At 69.5% G+C, this 23,319-nt stretch carries 21 protein-coding genes and 1 riboswitch; of the genes, 6 read left to right on the top strand and 15 right to left on the bottom strand.

The features are described 5' to 3' along the window. Positions 1-30: 30 nt before the first annotated feature. The gene (locus tag test1122_RS20455) at positions 31-1,485 is read left to right on the top strand and encodes a pyridoxal phosphate-dependent decarboxylase family protein (RefSeq protein ID WP_232270613.1); all 1,455 of its coding nucleotides are present in this window, start codon (positions 31-33) and stop codon (positions 1,483-1,485) included. Between the two features lie 67 nt (positions 1,486-1,552). Here test1122_RS20455 and test1122_RS20450 read toward each other — a convergent pair whose 3' ends face one another. Further along, positions 1,553-2,992, bottom strand: coding sequence for a gamma-aminobutyraldehyde dehydrogenase (locus test1122_RS20450; protein ID WP_232270612.1), 1,440 nt, complete (start codon positions 2,990-2,992; stop codon positions 1,553-1,555). Positions 2,993-3,172: 180 nt separating this feature from the next. Between test1122_RS20450 and test1122_RS20445 the strand changes: the two genes are divergently transcribed. The 4 genes from test1122_RS20445 (at position 3,173) to test1122_RS20430 (ending at position 7,135) form a co-directional block, all read left to right on the top strand. After that, positions 3,173-3,667 (top strand): Lrp/AsnC family transcriptional regulator, encoded by a 495-nt coding sequence (locus test1122_RS20445; protein ID WP_232270611.1) that lies wholly within the window; start codon positions 3,173-3,175, stop codon positions 3,665-3,667. Next, entirely contained in the window at positions 3,652-5,031 is a 1,380-nt protein-coding gene (locus test1122_RS20440; protein ID WP_232272012.1) for an aspartate aminotransferase family protein, read from the top strand. The genes test1122_RS20445 and test1122_RS20440 overlap by 16 nt, the downstream gene beginning before the upstream one ends. 242 nt (positions 5,032-5,273) lie before the next feature. Beyond that, positions 5,274-6,005 (top strand): ABC transporter ATP-binding protein, encoded by a 732-nt coding sequence (locus test1122_RS20435; protein WP_232270610.1) that lies wholly within the window; start codon positions 5,274-5,276, stop codon positions 6,003-6,005. Further along, the gene (locus tag test1122_RS20430) at positions 5,987-7,135 is read left to right on the top strand and encodes a hypothetical protein (RefSeq protein WP_232270609.1); all 1,149 of its coding nucleotides are present in this window, start codon (positions 5,987-5,989) and stop codon (positions 7,133-7,135) included. Before test1122_RS20435 ends, test1122_RS20430 begins: the two co-directional genes overlap by 19 nt. Positions 7,136-7,156: 21 nt before the next feature. Here test1122_RS20430 and test1122_RS20425 read toward each other — a convergent pair whose 3' ends face one another. The 9 genes from test1122_RS20425 to rpsB form a co-directional block, all read right to left on the bottom strand. Continuing rightward, the gene (locus tag test1122_RS20425; protein WP_232270608.1) at positions 7,157-8,188 is read right to left on the bottom strand and encodes an ABC transporter ATP-binding protein; all 1,032 of its coding nucleotides are present in this window, start codon (positions 8,186-8,188) and stop codon (positions 7,157-7,159) included. Then, a complete protein-coding gene (locus test1122_RS20420) occupies positions 8,189-9,802 on the bottom strand; it encodes an ABC transporter permease (protein WP_232272011.1) in 1,614 nt (537 codons plus the stop codon). It abuts the gene before it with no gap. Positions 9,803-9,864: 62 nt separating this feature from the next. After that, entirely contained in the window at positions 9,865-10,944 is a 1,080-nt protein-coding gene (locus test1122_RS20415; RefSeq protein ID WP_232270607.1) for a thiamine ABC transporter substrate-binding protein, read from the bottom strand. After that, positions 10,940-11,062, bottom strand: a riboswitch (TPP riboswitch). (Overlaps the previous gene by 5 nt.) A 59-nt stretch (positions 11,063-11,121) precedes the next feature. Next, a complete protein-coding gene (gene rlmN, locus test1122_RS20410) occupies positions 11,122-12,234 on the bottom strand; it encodes a dual-specificity RNA methyltransferase RlmN (RefSeq protein WP_232270606.1) in 1,113 nt (370 codons plus the stop codon). A gap of 166 nt (positions 12,235-12,400) precedes the next feature. Continuing rightward, positions 12,401-13,501 carry a phosphatidate cytidylyltransferase gene (locus test1122_RS20405; RefSeq protein ID WP_232270605.1) on the bottom strand — a complete coding sequence of 367 codons (1,101 nt, stop codon included), beginning with the start codon at positions 13,499-13,501 and terminating at the stop codon, positions 12,401-12,403. 36 nt (positions 13,502-13,537) lie between these two features. Next, the gene (frr, locus tag test1122_RS20400; RefSeq protein WP_232270604.1) at positions 13,538-14,095 is read right to left on the bottom strand and encodes a ribosome recycling factor; all 558 of its coding nucleotides are present in this window, start codon (positions 14,093-14,095) and stop codon (positions 13,538-13,540) included. Between the two features lie 150 nt (positions 14,096-14,245). Next, positions 14,246-14,998 (bottom strand): UMP kinase, encoded by a 753-nt coding sequence (gene pyrH / locus test1122_RS20395; protein ID WP_232270603.1) that lies wholly within the window; start codon positions 14,996-14,998, stop codon positions 14,246-14,248. A 158-nt stretch (positions 14,999-15,156) separates the two neighbouring features. Next, positions 15,157-16,011 (bottom strand): translation elongation factor Ts, encoded by an 855-nt coding sequence (gene tsf / locus test1122_RS20390; protein WP_232270602.1) that lies wholly within the window; start codon positions 16,009-16,011, stop codon positions 15,157-15,159. A gap of 210 nt (positions 16,012-16,221) precedes the next feature. Then, the gene (rpsB, locus tag test1122_RS20385; protein ID WP_232270601.1) at positions 16,222-17,190 is read right to left on the bottom strand and encodes a 30S ribosomal protein S2; all 969 of its coding nucleotides are present in this window, start codon (positions 17,188-17,190) and stop codon (positions 16,222-16,224) included. 298 nt (positions 17,191-17,488) lie between these two features. On the opposite strand from rpsB, the gene test1122_RS20380 reads away from it, so the two are divergent. Next, entirely contained in the window at positions 17,489-18,313 is an 825-nt protein-coding gene (locus test1122_RS20380) for a murein hydrolase activator EnvC family protein (protein ID WP_232270600.1), read from the top strand. Here test1122_RS20380 and test1122_RS20375 read toward each other — a convergent pair. The 5 genes from test1122_RS20375 to test1122_RS20355 form a co-directional block, all read right to left on the bottom strand. Next, positions 18,267-18,806, bottom strand: a complete 540-nt coding sequence (locus test1122_RS20375) for a TetR/AcrR family transcriptional regulator (protein ID WP_232272010.1) — start codon at positions 18,804-18,806, stop codon at positions 18,267-18,269. The two genes, test1122_RS20380 and test1122_RS20375, sit on opposite strands and share 47 nt — an antisense overlap. A 71-nt stretch (positions 18,807-18,877) precedes the next feature. Further along, positions 18,878-19,720, bottom strand: a complete 843-nt coding sequence (whiG, locus tag test1122_RS20370; RefSeq protein ID WP_232270599.1) for an RNA polymerase sigma factor WhiG — start codon at positions 19,718-19,720, stop codon at positions 18,878-18,880. Positions 19,721-19,970: 250 nt separating this feature from the next. Then, positions 19,971-21,101 carry a DNA-processing protein DprA gene (gene dprA / locus test1122_RS20365; RefSeq protein WP_232270598.1) on the bottom strand — a complete coding sequence of 377 codons (1,131 nt, stop codon included), beginning with the start codon at positions 21,099-21,101 and terminating at the stop codon, positions 19,971-19,973. Next, positions 21,098-22,708, bottom strand: coding sequence for a YifB family Mg chelatase-like AAA ATPase (locus tag test1122_RS20360; RefSeq protein WP_232270597.1), 1,611 nt, complete (start codon positions 22,706-22,708; stop codon positions 21,098-21,100). Before test1122_RS20360 ends, dprA begins: the two co-directional genes overlap by 4 nt. Position 22,709: 1 nt before the next feature. After that, positions 22,710-23,084, bottom strand: coding sequence for a YraN family protein (locus tag test1122_RS20355; protein ID WP_232270596.1), 375 nt, complete (start codon positions 23,082-23,084; stop codon positions 22,710-22,712). Positions 23,085-23,319 lie beyond the last annotated feature (235 nt).

The following is a 23,319-nucleotide window of genomic DNA, read 5'->3' as shown; positions in this document are numbered from 1 at the left end:
ACGCTTCCGACGCTTCCGACGCCAAGGACCATGATGGATACGAATCCGCGCCTCACCCTCGACCCGGTGCAGATGACAGCCCTGGGGGACGACGCCGTCCGGGCGGTCGTCGACCACTACATCTCGCTGCCCGACCGGCCTATCGGCGCTACCAGCACAGCCACCGAGCTCGGCGACATCCTGCACGAGCCGCTGCCCGCACAGGGCGACGATCCGCACAAGGTGCTGGACGTGGTGCGGGAGCGGGTGCTCTCGCAGATCGTGGCCCAGGATCACCCCCGGTACTTCGCGACCGTGCCCAGCGCGAGCAACTTCGTCGCCGTGGTCGCCGACACGCTGGCCTCCGGCTTCAATGTCTTCGCCGGGAACTGGGCCGAGGGCTCCGGCCCGGCGGCCGTGGAGCTCGCGGCGCTGCGCTGGCTGCGCGAGATGTGCGGGCTCCCGGAGGGCGGCGGCCTGTTCACCACCGGGGGCAGCATGGCGAATCTGACCGCGCTGGCGACCGCCCGGTACAACCGGCTCGGCGACCGCGGGCTGGCCCGCGGCACCCTGTACGTGACCGAGCAGAGCCATTCCTGCTTCATCCGCTCCGCCCGCATTCTCGGCATGGAGCCGGAGCAGCTGCGGATGGTCCCCACCCGCGAGGACCTGACCATGGACGTGGCCGCGCTGCGGGAGATGCTCCGCGCGGACCGGGCCGAGGGGTGGCGGCCCTTCTGTGTCGTCGCCAACGTCGGCACCACGCGCACCGCGGCCGTGGACCCGCTGCCCGAGCTCGCGCGGGTGTGCCGCGAGGAGGAGATATGGCTGCACGGTGACGGCGCCTTCGGGGCCGCCGCCGCGATCATCCCGGAGGGGCGGCGGGCGCTGAGCGGCATCGAGGAGCTGGACTCGCTCTCCATCGATCCGCACAAGTGGTGGTTCCAGCCGTTCGAGATCGGCGGTCTGCTGGTCAAGGACGCGCGCACGCTGCGCGACACCTACCGGGTGGTGCCCGACTATCTCGCCGACCTGGACGCGGACGAGAACGAGATCAACTTCTACGACCACGGCATCCAGCTCACCCGGTCCTTCCGCGCGCTCAAGCTGTGGATGTCGCTGAAGACATTCGGCGCGGACTCCTTCCGGGCGGCGGTGGACGGTGCGTTCCGGCGGGCGGAGCGGCTGGCCGGCCGGATCGTCGCGGAACCGGGCTGGCGCGTGGAGACCGGGCCCCAGCTGGCGACCCTGACCTTCCGCTACACCGGCGGCTCCCCCGGCGGTGAGGGGGGTACCGAGGCGCTGAACGAGGTGAACCGGGCCATCGCGGACCACACCATGGCGTCCAACCGGATCGGGCTGCACACCACGGCCGTGCACGGCCGCACGGTGCTGCGGATCTGCATGATCAACCCGCGGACCACGGCGCAGGACGAGGACGCCCTCCTCGACGTGCTGCGGGAGGCGGTCCGCGCGGTCGTCCCGGCGGAGCGGCAGGGCGCATGACGAAGGGGCGGGGAAGGACAGTGCGTCGTTCCCCGCCCCGTGCGCCTGTCAGGCCGTCAGGCCGTCATCATGCCCCGAGGGAGGTCATCACGTGCTTGATGCGGGTGTAGTCCTCGAAGCCGTACGCGGACAGGTCCTTGCCGTAGCCGGACTTCTTGTAGCCGCCGTGCGGCATCTCGGCGACCAGCGGGATGTGGGTGTTGATCCACACACAGCCGAAGTCGAGCTTCTTGGACATCCGCATCGCGCGGCCATGGTCCTTGGTCCACACCGAGGAGGACAGCGCGTACTCGATGTCGTTGGACCAGTCGACGGCCTGCGCCTCGTCCGTGAACTTCTGGACGGTGATGACGGGGCCGAAGACCTCGTTCTGGATGATCTCATCATCCTGCTTGAGGCCGGAGACGACGGTCGGGGCGAAGAAGTAGCCCTTGTCGCCGACGCGCTCACCGCCGGTCTCGACCTTGGCGTGAGCCGGGAGACGGTCGATGAAGCCCTGCACCTTCTCCAGGTGGACCGGGTTGTTCAGCGCGCCGTAGAAGCAGTCCTCGTCGCCCGGGTCGCCCGTTTTGACCTCGCCCGCGGCCTTGGCAAGGGCAGCCACGAACTCGTCGTGCAAGCCCTCCTGGACCAGCACCCGGGTGGCGGCGGTGCAGTCCTGGCCGGCGTTGAAGAAGCCCGCGTCGCGGATGCCCTCGACGGCCGTGGCGATATCGGCGTCGTCGAAGACCACGACCGGTGCCTTGCCGCCCAGCTCCAGATGGACGCGCTTGACGTCCTTGGCGGCGCTGCCGGCGACCTCCATACCCGCCCGGACCGAACCGGTGATGGAGGCCATCGCCGGGGTCTTGTGCTCGACCATCAGCCGGCCGGTGTCCCGGTCGCCGCAGACGACGTTGAAGACGCCCTTGGGCAGAATCTCCCCGATCACCTCGGCCATGAAGACCGCGGAGGCCGGGGTGGTGTCCGACGGCTTGAGGACGACCGTGTTGCCCGCGGCGAGCGCCGGGGCGAACTTCCATACGGCCATCATCATCGGGTAGTTCCACGGCGCGACCTGGGCGCAGACGCCGATGGGCTCACGCCGGACGAAAGACGTCAGACCGTCCATGTACTCGCCCGCGGACTTGCCCTCCAGCATCCGGGCCGCGCCCGCGAAGAAGCGGATCTGGTCGAGCATCATCGGCAGCTCTTCCTGCCGGGTCAGCTCCAGCGGCTTGCCGGTGTCCTTGCACTCGACGGCCAGCAGCTCATCCGACCGCGCCTCCAGGGCGTCGGCGATCTTGAGCAGGGCCAGCTGACGAGCGCCCGGGGTGGCGTCACGCCAGGCCGGGAAGGCCGCCTCGGCGGCGGCCATGGCGGCGTCGACGTCCGCGGCACCGGAGAGCGCCGCCGTCGCGTACGTCTCGCCGGTCGCCGGGTCCACCACCTCGGTGGTCCGCCCGTCCGCGGCGTCCCGGAACTCGCCGTCGATGTAGTTGCGCAGCCGACGCAGCTCGGTGGTCACTTCGCACCCCTCCTGCTCCGTTGTCCATTGGGTGAGACATCCACCCTAACCGCCCGACGCACGTTTTCAACAGGGCCGACACTCTGCAACAACGAAATCAGTTCTTTGTGACCCCATCAACAACGAATTACATTGCAGAAGGGTTGCGCGACGGAGCAGTCCTCATGCACAGTGAGGAACGTGGCTCGTGACTCCAAGGCTCGTGACCTTAAAAGCGTGAACGGCACCTCATCGATCGACGCCGTCTCCCTGGCAATCATTGAACAGCTCCAGGAGGACGGGCGCCGCCCGTACGCCGCCATCGGGAAGGCCGTAGGCCTCTCCGAAGCGGCCGTACGACAGCGCGTACAGAAGCTGCTCGACCAGGGCGCTATGCAGATCGTCGCCGTCACCGATCCGCTCACCGTCGGCTTTATGCGGCAGGCGATGGTCGGTATCAACGTTGAAGGAGATCTCGAGCCGGTGGCCGACGCGCTCGCCGAGATAGAAGAGGTGGACTACGTCGTCATCACGGCGGGGTCCTTCGACCTCATCGTGGAGATCGTCTGCGAGGACGACGCCCATCTTCTCGAAATGATCAACAGGCGGATCCGGACGCTGCCCGGCGTGCGGTCCACCGAGAGCTTCGTCTACCTCAAGCTGCGCAAGCAGACCTACACCTGGGGAACTCGATAACCGTGAGCAAGGACTCCTCCAAAACCGCGTACGACCATCTGTGGATGCACTTCACGCGCATGTCGTCGTACCAGAACGCCCCCGTGCCGACCATAGTCCGCGGTGAGGGCACCTACATCTACGACGACAAGGGAAAGCGCTACCTCGACGGGCTCGCCGGGCTGTTCGTCGTGCAGGCCGGGCACGGCCGTACCGAGCTGGCTGAGGCCGCCTATAAGCAGGCGCAGGACCTCGCCTTCTTTCCCATCTGGTCCTACGCCCACCCCAAGGCCGTCGAGCTCGCGGAGCGGCTGGCCCAGTACGCCCCGGGCGATCTCAACAAGGTCTTCTTCACCACCGGCGGCGGCGAGGCCGTTGAGACGGCCTGGAAGCTGGCGAAGCAGTACCACAAGCTCACCGGCAACCACACCAAATACAAGGTGATCTCGCGGGCCGTCGCCTACCACGGCACCCCGCAGGGCGCCCTGTCCATCACCGGTCTGCCCGCGCTCAAGGCGCCCTTCGAGCCGCTGGTCCCCGGCGCGCACAAGGTGCCGAACACCAACATCTACCGCGCCCCGATCCACGGTGACGACCCCGAGGCCTTCGGCCGCTGGGCCGCCGACCAGATCGAGCAGGAGATCCTCTTCGAGGGCCCGGAGACCGTCGCCGCGGTCTTCCTGGAGCCGGTGCAGAACGCCGGTGGCTGCTTCCCGCCGCCGCCCGGTTACTTCCAGCGGGTCCGGGAGATCTGCGACCAGTACGACGTGCTGCTGGTCTCGGACGAGGTCATCTGCGCCTTCGGCCGTCTGGGCACCATGTTCGCCTGTGACAAGTTCGGCTACGTTCCGGACATCATCACCTGCGCCAAGGGCATGACCTCCGGCTACTCCCCCATCGGCGCCGCGATCATCTCGGACCGTCTCGCCGAGCCCTTCTACAAGGGCGACAACACCTTCATGCACGGCTTCACCTTCGGTGGCCACCCGGTCTCCGCGGCCGTGGGCCTCGCCAACCTCGACATCCTCGAGAGCGAGGGCCTGAACCAGCACGTCCTCGACAACGAGGGCGCGTTCCTGCGGACCCTGCAGAAGCTGCACGACCTGCCGATCGTCGGTGACGTCCGCGGCAACGGCTACTTCTACGGCATCGAGCTCGTCAAGGACAAGGCCACCAAGGAGACCTTCAACGACGAGGAGACAGAGCGCGTCCTGTACGGCTTCCTCTCCAAGGCGCTGTTCGAGAACGGTCTCTACTGCCGCGCCGACGACCGTGGCGACCCGGTCGTCCAGCTGGCGCCGCCGCTGATCTCCGACCAGTCCACCTTCGACGAGATCGAGCAGATCCTGCGCGCCGTCCTGGCGGAGGCCTGGACGAAGCTCTGAGCCTTCCCCAGCGGTGCGCAGGGACCGTATCGCGGTGGCCGCAAACGCTACCGCGATGCGGTCCCCCTCCCGGGGAGCGATGTCACTCGTACGGAGTAACCTGCGCCGCGCCTTTGCCCGAAGTCCCGACTCCCACCGCCATGGTCCGTACCGTGCAGTGACCGAGCCCCCTGGAATTTCTGCATTCCAACCATCCCGCCAGGGGGAGGCGTATGGGGAGGTGAGCGGAGGTGTCGGCCAAGGTGGCTCCACCCGATAACGATGTGCTCTGGGCGCGGGGACTGCATTACGCGCACAACGGGTCGCCCGCACTGCTAGGTATCTCGCTGGGCGTCCGCGAGGGCGAGATCCTCTCCGTCAACGGGCCGCGTGGCTGCGGCAAAACCACCCTGCTGAGCTGTCTGTCCGGACGGCTGCTGCCGCAGCGCGGCGAGGTGTGGTTCAACAGCATGCCGGTACACACCCTCGCCACCAGCCCCCGTGAGCGGCTGCGCCGGGACCGCTTCGGCTGGATCGGCAGCGTCCCCGAACTGGTCCCCGAGCTGACCGCCTGGGAGAACGCCGCCTTGCCACTGCTGCTCAGCGGTGTCGGGCACCGCGCCGCCCAGCGCACCGCGCGGGAGTGGCTGGACCGGCTGGATGTCGGTGACTGCGCCCGCAGGAAACCGGGCACGCTGCTGCAGTCACAGCGGCAACGGATCGCCATCGCCCGTGCGCTGGTGCATGAACCCCAGGTGGTCTTCGCCGATGAGCCAACCGCGCCGCTGCACCAGAACGACAGCGTCCAGGCGCTGCGCACCCTGACCACCGCGGCCCGCTCACACCGCATCACGGTCGTCATCGCCACCCATGACTCCCAGGCCGTGACGCTCGCCGACCGCACCATCACCATGGCCGACGGCCGCCGCGCCTCCGCCCACGCGGCGCCGCAGTCCGACCCCGAGGACAGAGCAACGTGCTCGCTCTCCGTCTGATCCGTGGCTCGCACCCCCTCGTACTGCTGCGGCGGCTGCTGGTCGCCGTAGCGGCGGGCGGTGTCGGCTTCCTCCTGCTCAGCGCCCTCGGGTACGCGATGGAACACCCCGGCGACTCCAACGCCGCCGTCCCCCGGCTGCTGTGGTGCCTCATCCCGCTCGTCGCCACCGTGCAACTGGCCGTCTCCGTCGCCCGTATGGAGCCGGGCACCCGCCAACGGCCCGGGCTGGACGCCGCCGGGATCGGGCCCGCCGGGCTGCCGGTGCTGGCCGCCATCTCCACCGCCATCACCTGCCTGCTGGGCAGCGCGCTCGCCCTGCTGACCTTCCTCCATCTGCGCGGCGATGTCTCCGGGATGCCGTTCGACGGCTCGGCGGCCGGACTGCTCGCCGCCGGCCAGCCGCTGCCGGTGCCGGCCGCGCTGACCCTGCTGATGCTGCTGCCGGGGGTGGCGGCGGGTGCGAGCGCCCTCGCCCTACGGTCCCGGAAGCACGCCGCCCCCTCCCTCGCCGCCGAGACACCGGCCGCGCCCACCCCCACCGGGCTCCCCTGGGGCGCCGCGCTCACCGCCGCCGGGCTCGCCATCGAGACGTATGCCAGCCGCGGTGACGGGGAACTGGTGCCGCTGCCCGGCTCCGGGGGCGGCCTGGCCCTGGGGATCATGAACGGCTGGCTGCTGACCGCCCTCGGCCTGGTGCTGGCCGGGCCCGGGCTCACCCATCTGGTCGGGCGGCTCCTCGCCGCCGGACGGCCCGGTGCGATGCGGCTGCTCGCCGGGCGGCTCCTCCAGGAGGACGCGCAGCGCGTTGGCCATCCACTCGGCGTCCTCTGCGCGGTGGTCTCCGGGGGCATCGCCGCCTTCCATCTCTACGGCGACGCCCGCCTCTTCGGCCCCCTCACCGCGCTCGGCGCCGCCGTGGTGCTGACGTGTGCCATCGCCAGCGTGCTGACCGCGGCGGCGGAGTCCCGTACGGCCCGGGAATCAGCCAGGGCAGCGCTGCTGCGGATGGGTGCGCCCAAGTCGCTGCTGCGCGGCGCCGCCGCGCTGCGGCTGGTCGCCGTGGTGACCGCCCTGGCGCCCCTGACCTGGCTCATCGCCAAGCTGGCGGCCCTTCCCCTGACCACCTGAAGCCGTGCCGGGGCGGGGCGGTTATGTCTCGGGGGCGAGACGGACGACCTCTGACGGGTCGAAGGCCACGCCGACCGCCTCGCCCGGGTCCGGGGCGTGGTGGAGCGGGCAGGCCGCCTCCAGTTGAGGGCCCTGCTCGGGCTGAAGCAGCAGGGTCACATGGTCACCACGGAAGGTACGCGCCCGCACCGTGCAGCGCAGCCCATCGGAGGGGGCCGTCAGCTGGACTCCGGCCGGACGGACCAGCAGCGCACAGGGGCCCTCGGGAAGGCCCAGCGGGAGCGGCACCTTGCCCCAGGGGGTCTCGGCTGTCTCACCCCGGACCGTCGCCGGGGCGACATTGTCGAAGCCGAGGAAACGGGCCACAAATTCCGAGGCGGGGCGCTGCCACACCTCCAGCGGAGTACCGGTCTGGGCGATCCGGCCATCGCGCATGACGACCACCCGGTCGGCGAGAGCGAAGGCCTCGCCCTGATCGTGGGTGACGGCCAGCACCGTAGTGCCCAACTCGGAGAAAAGCTGGCGCAGTTCAAGGACGAGCCGCTCACGCAGGCTGCGGTCGAGCTGGCCGAGAGGCTCGTCGAGCATCAGCAGCCGAGGCTCCGGGGCGAGCGCCCGGGCCAGCGCGACGCGCTGCTGCTCCCCGCCCGAGAGGGAGGTGATGGCGCGGCGTTGGGCGCCGGGCAGCCCGACGAGGTCGAGCAGCCCGGCGACCCGCTGCTCCCGCTGTACCCGGTCCACGCCCCGCATCCGCAGCCCGAAGGCGACATTGCCCGCGACATCGCGCTGCGGGAAAAGCTGGTGGTCCTGGAACATCAGTCCCAGCCCGCGACGGTGTGCGGGCACCCCGGTCTGATCGCGGCCCGCGAGCAGCACCCGCCCGGCGTCGGTGTGCTGCAGCCCGGCGACCACCCGCAGCAGAGTGGACTTGCCGCTGCCGCTGGGCCCCAGCACACAGACGATCTCCCGCTCCTCGACCGTCAGCTCCACGGAGTCGAGCACGGCCCGCTCGCCGAAGCAGACGGTGACGGAGTCCAGTTGAAGGGAAGCCATCTAGAACTCTCCCGAGCGGTTGGTGCGGACACGCTCCAGCGCCAGCAGGGTTACCGCGCACACCAGCATGAGGATCGTGCTCAAGGCCATCGCCTGCCCGTAGTTGAGTTCCCCGGCCCGGCCGAGGAAGCGCTCCACGGCGACCGGCAGGGTCGGGGCATCAGGGCGGGCGATAAAGACGGTGGCGCCGAACTCGCCCAGCGATACGGCGAAGGCGAAGCCCGCCGCGATCAGCAGCGCCCGGCGCACCAGCGGCAGGTCCACCTCACGCCAGGCGCGCAGCGGCGAGGCGCCGAGCACGGCGGCGGCCTCCCGCAGCCGGTCGTCCACGGCACGCAGCACCGGCAGCATGGTGCGTATGACAAAGGGCACCCCGACCAGCGCCTGGGCGAGCGGCACCAGAATCCAGGAGGAGCGCAGATCGAGGGGTGGTTCGTCGAGCGCGATGAGGAAGCCGAAGCCGACCGTCACCGCGGAGGTGCCCAGCGGCAGCATCAGCAGGGCGTCGAAGCCCCGCACAAAGCGGCCTGTCCGTCGCGTGAGGGCGGCGGCCGCCAGTCCGCCGACGACCAGGGCGATCAGGGTGGCGACGGCGGCGTACGCCAGGGAGTTGCCGATCGCCGCCACCGGGGCGACCACGAAGGTGCTGCCGGCGCCGGGCGGAGCCTGGAGCGCACGGTAGAAGGCGAAGCCGTAGCCGTCGGGCCCGGCGAGTGAGCGCTCGGCCAGCCCGGCGAGCGGCAGCAGTATCAGCAGCGCCATCACGGCCAGTTGGGACCACAGCAGCGCCCACTGTCCGGCGCCCCGGGGGCGGCGGGAGGTGTGGGCGGCGTCGACGAGCCGCAGGGCGGCTTCCCGTCTGCGTACGGTCCAGGCGTGCACCCCCAGCAGACAGCCGACCGCGGCGAACTGCAACAGGGTGAGCACCGCGGCGGTCGGCAGATCGAGGAACTGGGCGGTCTGCCGGTAGATCTCCACCTCCAGCGTGGCGTAGCGGGCACCGCCCAGGATCTGGATGATGCCGAAGGAGGTGAAGGTGAAGAGGAAGACCATCAGTGCGGCCGCGGCCACCGCTGGTGCCAGGGCGGGCAGTGTCACCCGCCGCCAAGCGGTGAAGCGGCTCGCGCCGAGCACCCGGGCGGCTTCCTCCTGACGTGGGTCGAGCTGGCCCCACAGGCCCCCCACGGTCCGTATGACCACGGCGTAGTTGAAGAAGACATGGGCGAGCAGGATCGCCCAGACGCCGGTGTCCAGCCGGACGCCCCACGCCTGGTCCAGCACTCCGCCACGGCCGAGCAGCCCGAGGAACGCCGAGCCGACAACTACGGTCGGCAGGACGAACGGCACGGTGACCACGGCGCGCAGCAGGTGCTTGCCGGGGAAGTCGAAGCGGGCGAAGACATATGCGCTGGGCAGTGCGATGGCCAGGGTCAGCACGGTCGATGCCACCGCCTGCCAGACGGTGAACCAGATGACCTGTCCGGTCTCCGGGGCGGCCAGCACCTCGCCGAGACGGGCGAGCTGCCACTGGCCGCCATCGCGCAGCCCACGGGAGACGATGGCGGCCACCGGATAGCCGAAGAAGAGCGCGAAGAACGCGATGGGCACGGCCATCAGGCCCAGCCGCACCGCGGTAGCGCGCCCGGCCACGCTCTTCTGAGGCTCCTTGGGCGGGCTTACTTCACCAGCGAGGACCACTGCTTGACCCACTGCTCCCGGTGCTGCGCGATCCTCTCCGGGGCGACGTTGTGCGGGTCGGCGATCCGCTCGCCGTACTTGGTGAAGACCTCAGGCAGCTGGGCGTCGTCCCGGACCGGGTTGACGAACATCTTGAGCGGCATGTCCTCCTGGAAGGCCTTGCTGAGCAGGAAGTCCAGGAGTTCCTTGCCGCCCTTGTCGTTCTTGGCGCCGTCGAGCAGTCCGGCGAACTCGATCTGCTGGAAGCAGGTGCCCGTGGAGACGCCGGTGGGGGCCTGCTCGGGGTTCTTGCCGCCGCCGTAGAACACCTCGGCAGGCGGGCTGGTGGCGTAGGAGACAACGAGCGGCCGGTCGCCGTTCTTCTTGCCTCCGGCGGAGCCGGTGAAGCGGTCGTCGTAGGCCTGCTCCCAGCCGTCGACCATGTCGACGCCATTGGCCTTGAGCTTCTTCCAGTAGTCCTGCCAGCCATCTTCGCCGTACCGGCCAACGGTGGCCAGCAGGAAGGCCAGGCCGGGCGAGGAGGTGGCGGCGTTCTCGGTGACCAGGAGGTTCTTGTACGCCGGCTTGATCAGGTCATCGAGGGTCTGCGGCGGGTCCAGCTTCTTGTCGGCGAAGTACTTCCGGTCGTAGTTGACGCAGACATCGCCGGTGTCGATGGGGGTCACCCGGTGCTTGGCCGCGTCGAGCTGGAACTCCTCGGGGACCTTGGCCAGCCCCTTGGCCTCGTACGGGGTGAACAGCTCCGCGTCGAGGGCGCGGGAGAGCATGGTGTTGTCAACGCCGAAGAAGACATCGCCGCGTGGGTTGCCCTTGCTGAGGATCGCCTGGTTCACGGCCGATCCGGCGTCGCCGCCACGCAACACCTTGACCTGGTAACCGGTCTCCTTGGTGAACTCCTTCAGTACCTCTTCGGAGACTTCGAAGGAGTCATGGGTGACCAGGGTGACGGTCTTCGACGCCTCCTTGGAGGCCTCCGGGCTACCGCAGGCGGCAAGCGCTGCGGCGCCGAGCGTACTGAGAACGGCGATGCCGACGGCACGCCGAAAGCTGGTGTTCATATGGTGCTGGACTCCCTACGCCGGTACTAACCGGATCAGGTTCGAGGGTCTGCGGCTGTCTCCGCTCTCCGAGCGGTTCCGCACTCTCAGCGCTGCTCGCGCTCCCCTGTCAACGGTGTTTGGTTATTCGTTCGGTTGTTCGTACGGGCGAACGATACCAGTCGGCGGCAGCGCGGCTCAGCGCTCGGTCGCCGCGAGCTGACCGCAGGCTCCGTCGATCTCCTGGCCCCGGGTGTCCCGGACGGTGACCGGCACTCCGTGCGATGCCAGGGCCCGTACGAACTCGGCCTCGTCCTCCGGGCGGGAGGCCGTCCACTTGGAGCCGGGGGTCGGATTGAGCGGGATCAGATTGACGTGCACCCGCTTGCCCTTGAGGAGCCGCCCGAGCAGATCGGCGCGCCAGGCCTGGTCATTGATGTCCCTGATCAACGCGTACTCGATGGAGATCCGGCGACCGGACTTGGCCGCGTACTCCCAGGCCGCGTCCAGCACCTCGCGGACCTTCCAGCGGGTGTTGACCGGGACGAGGGTGTCGCGCAGCTCATCGTCGGGGGCGTGCAGGGAGACCGCGAGACGGCACTTGAAACCCTCGTCGGCGAAGCGCAGCATCGCCGGAACGAGGCCGACCGTAGAGACCGTGACCCCCCGCTGCGAGATGCCGACACCGTCCGGCTCCGGGTCGGTGAGGCGGCGGATGGCACCGACCACACGGTTGTAGTTCGCCAGCGGCTCGCCCATGCCCATGAAGACGATGTTGGAGAGCCTGGCCGGGCCCCCGGGGACCTCGCCATCGCGCAGGGCGCGCATGCCGTCGACGATCTGGTGGACGATCTCAGCGGTGGACAGATTACGGTCCAGACCCGCCTGCCCGGTGGCACAGAAGGGGCAGTTCATACCGCAGCCCGCCTGCGAGGAGATACACATGGTGACCCGGTCCGGATACCGCATCAGCACGGACTCCACCAGCGTCCCGTCGTGCAGCCGCCACAGGGTCTTGCGGGTGGTGTCGTCGTCACACGAGATATGCCGCACCACGCTCATCAGCTCGGGCAGCAGCTCCGCCGCGAGCTTCTCGCGGGCGGCAGCGGGAATGTCCGTCCACTGCGCCGGGTCATGTGCGTACCGGGCGAAGTAGTGCTGGGACAGCTGCTTGGCACGGAACGGCTTCTCGCCGATCGCGGCGACCGCCTCCCGGCGCTCGGCGGGGCTGAGATCGGCAAGGTGGCGCGGTGGCTTCTTGGCTCCGCGTGGCGCTGCGAAGGTGAGCACGCCTGGGGCGGGCGGTGCCATAGCGGAAACTCCTCATTGCGACGAGGTCAGGTGATCCCCGCTGTTGCGGGGCCGAGGGCAAGGCGATGCCAGCACCCGGAGACCTCACGGGACCATCCCCGCAGCCGCGGGGCAGGAAAAGAGCTCACCGCCAGCGCGGTAAGCCCTTCCAGGGTAACGGCACGCCCTAACCCGCGCCGACGAAGATCACCAGCAGTAGCCACACCACCGGGGCCGTCGGCAGCAGCGAGTCGAGCCGGTCCATGATCCCGCCATGGCCCGGCAGCAGTGAGCCCATGTCCTTGATGCCGAGGTCCCGCTTGATCATGGACTCGCCGAGGTCGCCCAGCGTCGCGCTGGCCGCGACCGCGAGGCCCAGCAGCAGGCCCTGCCACCAGGTGCCCCCGTCGATCAGGAAGTGCAGGCACAGTGCGCCCGCGGCCATCGAGAAGGTGATCGCGCCCAGCAGTCCCTCCCGGGTCTTGCCGGGGCTGATCCGCGGAGCGAGCTTGTGCTTGCCGAACTTCCAGCCGACCGCATACGCACCGGTGTCACTGACCACGGTCAGCAGCAGAAAGGTCAGCACCCGCCAGGCGCCGTCGTCCGCGGCGAGCATCAGCGCTACGAAGGTCGCGAGGAAGGGGACGTAGAAGGCGGCGAAGACCCCCGCGGTGACATCCCGCAGATAGTCTTCGGGCGGCTCCGTCATCCGCCAGACCAGTACGGCGAGCGTGGTGAGTGCCATCGCCACCCAGGCGCCCTCGGCTCCGCGGACATATCCGGCGATGACCATCGCCGCGCCGCCGATCGCGAGGGGCACCAGCGGTACCCGGATCTGCTTGCGCTTGGCGAGCTGTGTGGTCAGCTCCCACAGGCCCACCACGACGGCGACCGCTATCACGCCGACGAAGATCTCCTTGCGGAGGAAGAGCGAGGCGAGGATGACGGCGCCCAGACCGGCACCGACCCCCACGGCTGCGCGCAGATCACGGCCCGCCGACTTCTTCCCGGAGGCAGGCGGGTGCGGGGCGAGCGGCTCGGGCGGGCCGGGGCGCTCGTCCCGGAAGAACGGGCCGTTCAGCCGATGACCGTCGTCATGACCGTCGCGGTTCTCCTGATCACCGCCGTCGGCACCGGGCACGATGGGCATAGGCTCAGTTTGCGCCCTATGCGCCCTATGCGCCGGATCGCCGACGCCGTACCCGGAACCCGCCAACGGCGCAGGTCCCTGATCGGGAGGACCCCAGCGTCCGGGACTCGGGGTCGCCCCCCAGGGTGAGTCGTTCACTGAAATGCAGCCTTAACCTCAGACCCCTCAGATCCCTCAGACCTCAAGCAGCTCGGCTTCCTTGTGCTTGAGCAGCTCGTCCACCTGTGCGACATGCTTGCCGGTGGTGTCGTCGAGCTCTTTCTCGGCGCGGCGGCCCTCGTCCTCGCCGACCTCGCCGTCCTTGATCGCCTTGTCGATGGCCTCCTTGGCCTTGCGGCGGACACTACGGATCGAGATCTTCGCGTCCTCCGCCTTGCTCTTGGCGACCTTGATGAACTCCTTGCGCCGGTCCTCGGTCAGCTCGGGGAAGACCACTCGGATGACGTTGCCGTCGTTCGACGGGTTGACGCCCAGATCCGAGTCACGGATCGCCTGTTCGATATTGCGCAGTGCGCTCTTGTCGAACGGGGTCACCAAGGCCATCCGCGGCTCGGGCACCGAGAATGAAGCCAGCTGATTGATCGGCGTCGGCGCCCCGTAATAGTCCGCCACAAGCTTGTTGAACATCGCCGGGTGCGCACGGCCGGTGCGGATCGCGGCGAAGTCCTCCTTGGCGACGACGACCGCCTTCTCCATCTTTTCCTCGGCCTCGAGGAGGGTCTCTTCGATCACCACGTGCTCCTGGTTCGATGAATGAGCGGGAAATTCGGGTACTGCCCTGATGCCTGCACGGTGTCCGACCGACAGGCTGTTGTCCATCCCCGTGTCGTGCCCTTCCTACGGCACGGAGTTGCCATCTGACGCGCTGCTTACTCGCAGCGGTCAGACGCGCGTGCTCTGGATGCTGACGAGCGTGCCGATCTTCTCACCCTTCACCGCTCGCGCGATATTGCCCTCGGCGAGCAACTCGAAGACAAGGATCGGCAACTTGTTGTCACGGCACAGGGTGATGGCCGTCATATCGGCGACCTTGAGGTCCCGGGTGATGGCCTCGTCGTAGCTGAGGGCGTCGAACTTCACCGCGTCGGGGTTCCTGGCGGGGTCGGAGTCGTAAACGCCGTCCACTCCATTCTTGCCCAGCAGCAGGGTCTCGGCGTGGATCTCCAGAGCGCGCTGGGCGGCGGTGGTGTCGGTGGAGAAGTACGGCATGCCCATGCCGGCGCCGAAGATGACGACCCGGCCCTTCTCCAGATGCCGGATGGCGCGCAGCGGGATATACGGCTCCGCGACCTGGCCCATGGTGATGGCGGTCTGGACGCGGGAGTCGATGCCCTCTTTCTCCAGGAAGTCCTGAAGGGCAAGGCAGTTCATCACCGTACCGAGCATGCCCATGTAGTCGGAGCGGGCCCGGTCCATGCCCCGCTGCTGCAGCTCCGCGCCACGGAAGAAGTTGCCGCCACCGATGACGACGGCGATCTCCGCCCCGTCCCGTACGACCGCGGCGACCTCCCGGGCGATCTTGTGCACGACATCGGGGTCGACACCGAGGCCACCGCCGCCGGCGAACGCTTCACCGGAGAGCTTCAGTAGGAAGCGACGCCGCGTGCCGTCTTTGTCGGTGTCAATGCTGCTCATGGAGATCTCCTCGTGCACATACGAAGAAGGCCATTGCCGGTGGATCCTCTCGGTTCCTGTAGCAATGGCCTCCTCGTCTCAGCTGCCGTATGCCCGACCCTAACGGGGCCGGACCCGAATCGCCGTGGATGTCACGGCGTACCGGGGTCGGGGTCGAGTCAGGCGCCGACGCGGAAGCGGGCGAAGCGCTTCAGCGTGACACCGGCCTCGTCCAGGACCTTCTGAACGGTCTTCTTGTTGTCCTTGGCGAACGGCTGGTCCAGGAGGCAGTTCTCCTTGAAGAAGCCGTTGACGCGGCCTTCCACGATCTTGGGCAGAGCGGCCTCCGGCTTGCCCTCCTCCTTCGCGGTGGCCTCTGCGACGCGGCGCTCACTCTCCACGGTGTCGGCCGGGACCTCCTCACGGGAGAGGAACTTCGGCGAGAACGCGGCGATGTGCTGCGCGATGTCCTTGGCGACAGCTGCCTTTTCCTCGTCCGAGGCGGTCCCCTGGTCCAGCTCGACCAGCACGCCGACCTGCGGCGGCAGGTCCGGGTTGGTCCGGTGCAGGTAGGAGGCGACGAAGGCGCCGGAGAACTGCGCGAAACGGTCGAGGACGATCTTCTCGCCCAGCTCGGCGTTCTTCTCGTCGACGAAGGCCTGGACGGTCTTGCCGGCCTCGATCTCGGAGGTGAGCAGCGCGCCGATGTCGGCCGGGGAGGTGGCGGCGATATGCGCGGCGATGGTGGCGATGGCGGCCTGGAACTTGTCGCCCTTGGCCACGAAGTCGGTTTCGCACTTGAGCTCAACCAGCACGCCGGACTTCTTGTCGTCGGCGATGAGCGACGCGACGGCACCGTTCGAGGCGGTGCGGGACTCGCGCTTGGCGACGCCCTTCTGGCCCTTGACGCGCAGGATCTCAACGGCCTTGTCGACGTTGCCCTCGGCCTCGTCGATTGCCTTCTTACAGTCCATCATGCCGGCGCCGGTGAGCTCACGGAGCTTCTTGACGTCAGCGGCGGTGTAGTTCGCCATCCTTAAGTTCCTTCTCTGCACTACTGCTCTGCCCCAGGGTTGGCACCGGGCAGGGCTTGTCCGTCATGAGGTCGCCACGGCGGCCGGGTGAGAAGCCCTCGTCACTGAGAGGAGGGAGGAGTCACGGTCGGTGAATCTCTTCTCCGACGTCCGCATTGGCGGATAACCACCGGGAGCGGTGGGGGCGGCTGGCCCCCACCGTCCGATACGTCAGGCCTGCTCTGCGGGCTTCTCCGCCTCGGCGGGCTGCGCCTCGGCCTTGGGCTCCTCAGCCTTGGGCTCCTCAGCCTTGGGCTCCTCAGCCTTGGGCTCCTCAGCCTTGGGCTCCTCAGCCGGGGCCTCCTCAGCCTTGGCGGCCTCGTCAGCCTTAGTGGCCTCGGCCTTGGCAGCGTCGGCCTTCTGGGCCTCGCCCTCAAGGAGCTCGCGCTCCCACTCCGGGAGCGGCTCGGCGGCGGCCTTCTCGCCACCCTTCGCCTCGGCGGCGCCGGAGCGGGCGATCAGGCCCTCGGCGACGGCGTCGGCGATCACGCGGGTGAGCAGGGTGACGGAGCGGATCGCGTCATCGTTGCCCGGGATCTTGTAGTCGACCTCATCCGGGTCGCAGTTGGTGTCGAGGATCGCGACAACCGGGATGTTGAGCTTGCGCGCCTCACCGACGGCGATGTGCTCCTTCTTGGTGTCCACGATCCAGACGGCGCTGGGCACCTTCTGCATCTCGCGGATACCGCCAAGGGTCTTCTCCAGCTTGGCCTTCTCGCGGGAGAGGACAAGGAGCTCCTTCTTGGTGAGGCCGGAGGCGGCCACATCCTCGAAGTCGATCTGCTCAAGCTCCTTGAGGCGCTGCAGACGCTTGTAGACGGTCGTCGAGAAGTTGGTCAGCATGCCGCCGAGCCAGCGCTGGTTCACGTAGGGCATGCCCACGCGGGTGGCCTGCTCGGCAATGGCCTCCTGGGCCTGCTTCTTGGTGCCGACGAACATGACGGAGCCGCCGTGCGCGACGGTCTCCTTGACGAACTCGTAGGCGCGGTCGATGTACGACAGCGACTGGAGCAGGTCAATGATGTAGATGCCATTGCGCTCGGTGAAAATGAAGCGCTTCATCTTCGGGTTCCAGCGGCGGGTCTGGTGCCCAAAGTGGACGCCGCTCTCCAGCAGCTCCCGCATCGTGACGACGGCCATGGCCGTTCTCCTCGTTGTACTCGGTTGTCAGCGTCGGCCGGGCGGCCGCCGCTCCTGACACCCCAACGCGTTATGCCTGCGAAACACCTGGTGAAAGGCGGTTCGAAGGACCGAGATACGCGGCCACCCACGGAGGGTGGCGGGGCGTGCGAAGTCGACCCGGTGACCCGGGTCGCCACCAGAAGTGTACGGGACCCTGACAGGGACGACGACACGCGCGGTTAACCACAACCGGCGGGTATTCCACAGATCCTCAACAAGATCCACAAGGAACAGCGCTCCGCGTCACGCTACGTGCATGTGGCTACAACTGTACGCGGCACTGCTGCTCATCTGGCCCGTACCGGACCCCCAGGTGGAGCGGGCCTTCGAGCCGCCGCCCGCGCCCTGGGCGGCGGGACACCGGGGTGTGGACCTCGCGGGAAAGGCGGGGCGGCCGGTCCGGGCGGTGGCCCCGGGCCGGGTCTCTTTCGCGGGCACGGTCGCGGGCCGCGGCGTGCTGTCCATCGAACTCTCCGGCACCGGTGACCCGCCACTGCGCACCACGTACGAACCGGTCAGCCCGACGGTCTCCGTCGGCGACCGGGTCACCGCCGGGCAGCCCGTCGCCACTCTCCAGCCCGGCCCATCGCACTGCCGTCCCAGCTCCTGCCTCCACTGGGGCTTGCGCCGCGGCGACACCTACCTCGACCCCCTCACCCTGCTCCGCCAGGGACCGTCCATCCTGCTCCCGGTCTTCGACATTCCGCTGCCCCGGGAGGGCAAGGCGATGGCCACAGGCCCTGGCGCAGAGGCCACAGAGGTCACAGAAGGCACTGATCAGCCGGAGGGCGGCATGGGCGCCTGGCAGCCAGCGGGCTCGGCCCACACCATTGCGCATCCGCCGGTTACCCGGGATAAGCCAGCCGAGGGAACCGCGGACGTCACGGTGCCGACCGCCGCAGGCGCTCTGGCGGCGGTGCTGGCCGCGGTGGCTGCCTGGGCGCACCGACGCCTCCACCGCGCCGCGCGCTTCGCTGGCGCGGTTGCGTGGCAGGCCGCGTGCGGCACCGGAACCGGACAGCGGGCGCGTGCCGTCAGCCGCAAGCGCCGCGCAGAGCCATCGTTACCGCGGCTTCCGTGATCCGTTCGGGGTCCTCCGCCGCGCCCAGCTCAATGCGGCGGACTGCGGCGTCGACGATCCCCTGGAGCAGCATCGCCGCCAAGCGGGGCTGCTCATGGCCGAGCGTCTCCAGTGCGGAGACGGTCATCGCGATCAACCCACCGTGTGCGGCACGGATCTTCTCCCGGGCGCCCTGATCCAGCTCACCGGCCGAGATCGCGACCACTGCCCGGTGCCGTCGGTCTCCGACGAGCGCCAGCTGCTGCCGTACATACGCCTCGATCTTCGCCTCGGGCGTATCGGCGGCCTCCATCGCCGCCTCCACCTCGGCCGCCCAGATGGGGAAATCGACCGCGCACAGCTCCTCGACAACGGCCGCGCGGGAGCGGAAGTACTCATAGACAGAAGACCGAGCCAGCCCGGTCCGCTCGGCAAGGGCGGGGAAGGTCAGCGCCTCCGTACCGCCCTCGGACAGCAAGGATCGGGCGGCGTCCAGCAGGGCGCCGCGCTGCATCGTCCGGTGCTCGGCCACCGAGGCCGCTCGAATCCTGGGCACGTCTCCACCATAGAGAGGGCAGGGACGATTCAGCGACCCACATCCGCGAGCTTCGCGCGCAATTGCAGCACGGACTTGGTGTGGATCTGGCTCACCCGGCTCTCTGTGACCCCCAGCACCTGGCCGATCTCGGCGAGCGTAAGGCCCTCGTAGTAGTAGAGGGTGACCACGGTCTTTTCCCGCTCCGGCAGTGTGTTGATCGCCCTGGCCAGCAGTCGCCGCAGCTCACGGTCCTCGGCGATCTCGACCGGGTTCTCGGCGGCGGTGTCCTCCAGCGTATCCATCAGGCTCAGCCGGTCGCCGCTCTCACCGCCGACGTGCAGCAGCTCCTCCAGCGCCACCACATTGGCCAGCGACAACTGACTGAAGACAGCGTGCAGTTCCTCCAGCTGGATGCCCATCTCGGCGGCCACCTCAGCCTCCGAGGGCGTACGCCGCAGCGAGGCCTCCAGCGTGGCGTAGGCCCGCTCCACCGCGCGGGCCTTCTGCCGGACCGAACGCGGGATCCAGTCCAGTGCCCGCAGTTCATCGATCATCGCCCCGCGGATGCGGGTGATGGCGTAGGTCTCGAACTTGATGGACCGCCCGGGGTCGAACTTCTCGATCGCGTCGATGAGCCCGAAGACTCCCGAGGAGACAAAGTCGGCCTGCTCCACATTGGGCGGCAGCCCCACACTGACCCGTCCGGCCACGTACTTCACCAGTGGTGAGTAGTGCAGGATCAGCTGCTCCCGCAGCCGCTCGTCACCCGTGTCCTTGTACAACCGCCACAGCTCTTCCAGCGAACTGGGGGCGGCGGGGCGCGCAGCCGCGTCGGCCGCGGGCGGCACCGCTGTGGCCGTGCGTTGGGACCCGGACATGTGGTGGGGCATTCGTCACCTAGAGCCGTTCTGCCGTGGTCGGTACATCGGTCAGGAGGGAAGAACCTTGCGAGCGTAGCGTGACCGAGGGGTCGCATTGCGCGACGATCGTTCGATCTGGCATGCGCAGATACGTTCCTCGGTCCGCACCCTGGTGGTACACGGCGCCTCTGGCGGTCCCGCACATGTCGGCGGAAGCTGCGATTCGGGGAGCATGCCCCTCACCCTTTCACTCGGTCGTAGCAGGTCAAGGACCGCTTCATCACCTGTTGGGGTGTCGACCGTCCGGGTGGGTCAACTTCCAGTGTTCACCCGTACGTTCGACAAAGCCGAGCGATCTCAGCTCCTGAAGCCTGGTGTAGGCGATATCGCTGGCCGTACCAGCCGCGTGTGCCACCCAGCCGACGGTGACCGCGGCACGGGCTGGCAGCGCCTCCAACACCCGCACGGCGGCCGGGTGGAGGAGATCTCGCGGTACGACGGGGCCGCTCCGCTCCGGGGCCAGCTCCCCGATGTCGCCGACCAGTTCGATCACCTCCGCGGCGTCGGTGACCACCTCCCCCTCGCCGCGGAGCAGTTGATGCACCCCGGCCGAGAGCCCGGAAGTCACCGGACCCGGCACCCCCATGACGTACCGGTCCAGCTGAGCCGCCCGCCGCGCGGTGACCAGCGAGCCGCTGCGCAGCTGGGCCTCCACGACCACCGTGCCCCGGGTGAGCGCCGCGATCACCCGGTTACGGAGCACAAACCGGCTGCGGGTGGGGTGGTCACCGGGCGGCAACTCCGCCGCCAGCAGACCCTGTTCCGCGATCCGGCCGATCAGTGCGCGGTTGCCGGGCGGATAGGCCACATCCACACCACAGGCCAGCACTCCGACGGTCGCGCCATCAACGGCGAGCGCGCCCCGGTGCGCGGCACCGTCCACGCCATAGGCCGCCCCGGAGACCACCGTCCAGCCGCGCTCGGCCAGCCCAGCGCCGAGAACGGAGGCGAGGTGGGCGCCATAGTCGGTACAGGCCCTGGCCCCGACAACGGCGACCGACCGCAGCGCCCAGAAGCGCAGCGAGGGTCTGCCGCGCACCCATAGCCCAATGGGGCGGGTGTCACCGAGGTCATCGAGTTGACAAGGCCATTCGCGGTCGCCGGGGCAGACGAACCGCCCGCCGAGCGCTCCGATCGCGGCCAGGTCCGCCTCAGGCCGGGCGCCCCGGGCCCGTAGCCGCAGACCGGCCCAGCGCTCCTGGCTCGCCCCTTCCAGCGGCTGTTCCCCACCGAGCGCCTGTACGGTCTCCACCGGCCCGTACTCCGTCAGCCACCGTCCCACCAGCTCATCCCCCGGCTCCCCGATCCGGGTCAGCGCCGCCCGCGCCAGCCGCTCCTCGTCGCCATTCACCCGGCGAACCCGGCCAGCGGCGCACCGCGGCTGATGCCCGTGCGGAGCTCCAGGGCCCAGTCGACGTCCTCGGCGCCGGGCCGGTCACGCCCGGCGAGGTCGGCGACGGTCCAGGCGACTCGGAGCACCCGGTCCAGACCGCGCGCGGAGAGCAGGCCCCGCTCCATATCGCCTTCGGCCCGCCGCAGCGCACCCGGTGCGACTTTCCAGCGGGTACGCAGCTCATAGCCGGGCACCTCGCTGTTGGTCAGCCAGGGCGTATCCGCGAACCGCGCGGCGGCCCGTTCCCTGGCTGCGAGAACCCGTGCGGCCACGGTGGCGGTGGACTCCGCCGCCTGGTCTGCCGCAAGCAGCTCGGAGCGGGCGACCGGCTCCACGGTGACCCGGAGATCGACGCGGTCGAGCAGCGGTCCGGACAGCCGCGCCCGATAGCGCCGGATGGACGAGGGTCTGCACTCGCAGCCATCACCGGTCATACCGTGACGTCCGCAGGGGCAGGGGTTCGCCGCGAGTACCAGCAGGATGCGGGCGGGCATACGCATCATCCCCTGCGCCCGGGCGACCACCACCTGCCCGGACTCCAGCGGCTGGCGCAGGGCGTCCAGCACCCGGCCGCTGCATTCGGCGGCCTCGTCCAGGAACAGCACTCCATGGTGGGCCAGGGACACCGCCCCTGGCCGGGGCAGGCCGGTGCCGCCGCCGACGAGCGAGGCCATACTCGCCGAGTGGTGCGGGGCGCAGTACGGCGGCCGGGCCACCAGCGGCTGACCCGGTGGCAGCACTCCGGCCACCGAGTGCACCGCGGTGGCTTCCAGGGACTCCTTCGGGGTGAGCGGCGGCAGCAGACCGGGAAGGCGTTCGGCGAGCATGGTCTTGCCCGCGCCGGGCGGGCCCTTGAAGAAGATGTGGTGCCGCCCGGCGGCCGCCACCTCCAGGGCCCGGCGCGCCGCTGCCTGTCCGGCGACCTCGGAGAGGTCCACCGAACGACCGCCGCCCAGCGCCGCGGCCCCCAGGCCCGCGCCGGGCACGGCGAGACCCGCCAGCAGCGGGTCGGGGCGGCCGTCCGTATGCGGCGTTTCTTCTTCCGGGACCGGATCATCGGTCAGCACCGCGATGAGCTGGCGCAGGCTGCGGACGCCCAGCACCGCCATATCGGGCACCAGCGCGGCCTCGGAGACGGTCTGCTCGGGCACCACCACCTGGCGGTAGCCCGCGTCCGCCGCGGCCAGGACAGCGGGCAGCACGCCGCGCACCGGCCGGACGCTGCCGTCCAGACCCAGCTCGCCGATCATCATCACATCCGCCAGCTCGCGGGGGTCGATCCGCTCGGCGGCGCCCAGCACCGCACAGGCCACGGCCAGATCGAAGCCGCTGCCGCCTTTGGGCACCGAGGCCGGGCTGAGCCCGACGGTGAGCTTCTTCTGCGGCCACTCGGCCCCCGAGTTGACGACAGCGGCCCGCACTCGGTCGCGGCTCTCCACCAGGGACTTGTCGGGCAGCCCGACCAGCGTGAAGGTCGCCACCCCGGGCTCCAGATCGGCTTGGACCTCGACCAGCACCCCTTCCACACCGACCAGCGCGACCGAGCAGGTCCGGGCGAACGCCATCTCAGGCCACCCCCTGGGCGTGCTCCACGACCGGTGCGCCCCGCTGCGGGAGCACCACCCCCACCAGGTCGATCCGTACTCCGCCGGTGGGTGGTCTGCCGTACCGCACCAGCCAGCGCTCGCTGAGCCAGCGGGCCGCCAGTCTGCGCAGCCGCTCAGCCTTGCGCGGGGTGACGGCGGCCATGGGATGCTCGTAGCTGCCCGCCCGGCGCGTCTTCACCTCACAGATGACCAGCGTGTCGACATGCCGGGCGATGATGTCGATCTCCCCGGTCTGACATCGCCAGTTGCGCTCCAGGATGGCCATACCCGTTTCCCGCAGCCGTCGGGCTGCCAGATCCTCGCCGTACCGGCCCAGGGCTCCTCGGTCGTTCATCTGCCCCCACCTCCACCGCGCACTCTGTCGGCTGCGGAGCCAGGAAGTGGATCTTGGGGAGAATCCGGGGATTACTCCCCGGTTGTGGACAACTCTGCCCCCGCGAGGGCGCAGGGCGCCCCGCTGCGGGGTGGGCGCCACCGGCCCGCACCAGCCACCCCGAGGCCCGGGGCGGAGCCCGCCGCGCTGGGGTCCCCCCCGGACGAAGTCTGGGGGAGGAGCCGGGAATCGGTAC

The organism is Streptomyces gobiensis (genome assembly GCF_021216675.1).
GTDB lineage: Bacteria > Actinomycetota > Actinomycetes > Streptomycetales > Streptomycetaceae > Streptomyces > Streptomyces gobiensis.
This window is presented reverse-complemented; position numbering and strand designations above follow the sequence as displayed.

Coding starts and splice junctions, on each gene's coding strand:
- test1122_RS20455 (WP_232270613.1), top strand. CDS start 31: ATGATGGATACGAATCCGCGCCTCACCCTCGACCCGGTGCAGATGACA.
- test1122_RS20425 (WP_232270608.1), bottom strand. CDS start 8,188: ATGGCTTCCCTTCAACTGGACTCCGTCACCGTCTGCTTCGGCGAGCGG.
- test1122_RS20420 (WP_232272011.1), bottom strand. CDS start 9,802: ATGGCCGTGCCCATCGCGTTCTTCGCGCTCTTCTTCGGCTATCCGGTG.
- test1122_RS20415 (WP_232270607.1), bottom strand. CDS start 10,944: ATGAACACCAGCTTTCGGCGTGCCGTCGGCATCGCCGTTCTCAGTACG.
- rlmN (WP_232270606.1), bottom strand. CDS start 12,234: ATGGCACCGCCCGCCCCAGGCGTGCTCACCTTCGCAGCGCCACGCGGA.
- pyrH (WP_232270603.1), bottom strand. CDS start 14,998: ATGAGCAGCATTGACACCGACAAAGACGGCACGCGGCGTCGCTTCCTA.
- tsf (WP_232270602.1), bottom strand. CDS start 16,011: ATGGCGAACTACACCGCCGCTGACGTCAAGAAGCTCCGTGAGCTCACC.
- rpsB (WP_232270601.1), bottom strand. CDS start 17,190: ATGGCCGTCGTCACGATGCGGGAGCTGCTGGAGAGCGGCGTCCACTTT.
- test1122_RS20380 (WP_232270600.1), top strand. CDS start 17,489: ATGTGGCTACAACTGTACGCGGCACTGCTGCTCATCTGGCCCGTACCG.
- test1122_RS20375 (WP_232272010.1), bottom strand. CDS start 18,806: ATGCAGCGCGGCGCCCTGCTGGACGCCGCCCGATCCTTGCTGTCCGAG.
- whiG (WP_232270599.1), bottom strand. CDS start 19,720: ATGCCCCACCACATGTCCGGGTCCCAACGCACGGCCACAGCGGTGCCG.
- test1122_RS20360 (WP_232270597.1), bottom strand. CDS start 22,708: ATGGCGTTCGCCCGGACCTGCTCGGTCGCGCTGGTCGGTGTGGAAGGG.
- test1122_RS20355 (WP_232270596.1), bottom strand. CDS start 23,084: ATGAACGACCGAGGAGCCCTGGGCCGGTACGGCGAGGATCTGGCAGCC.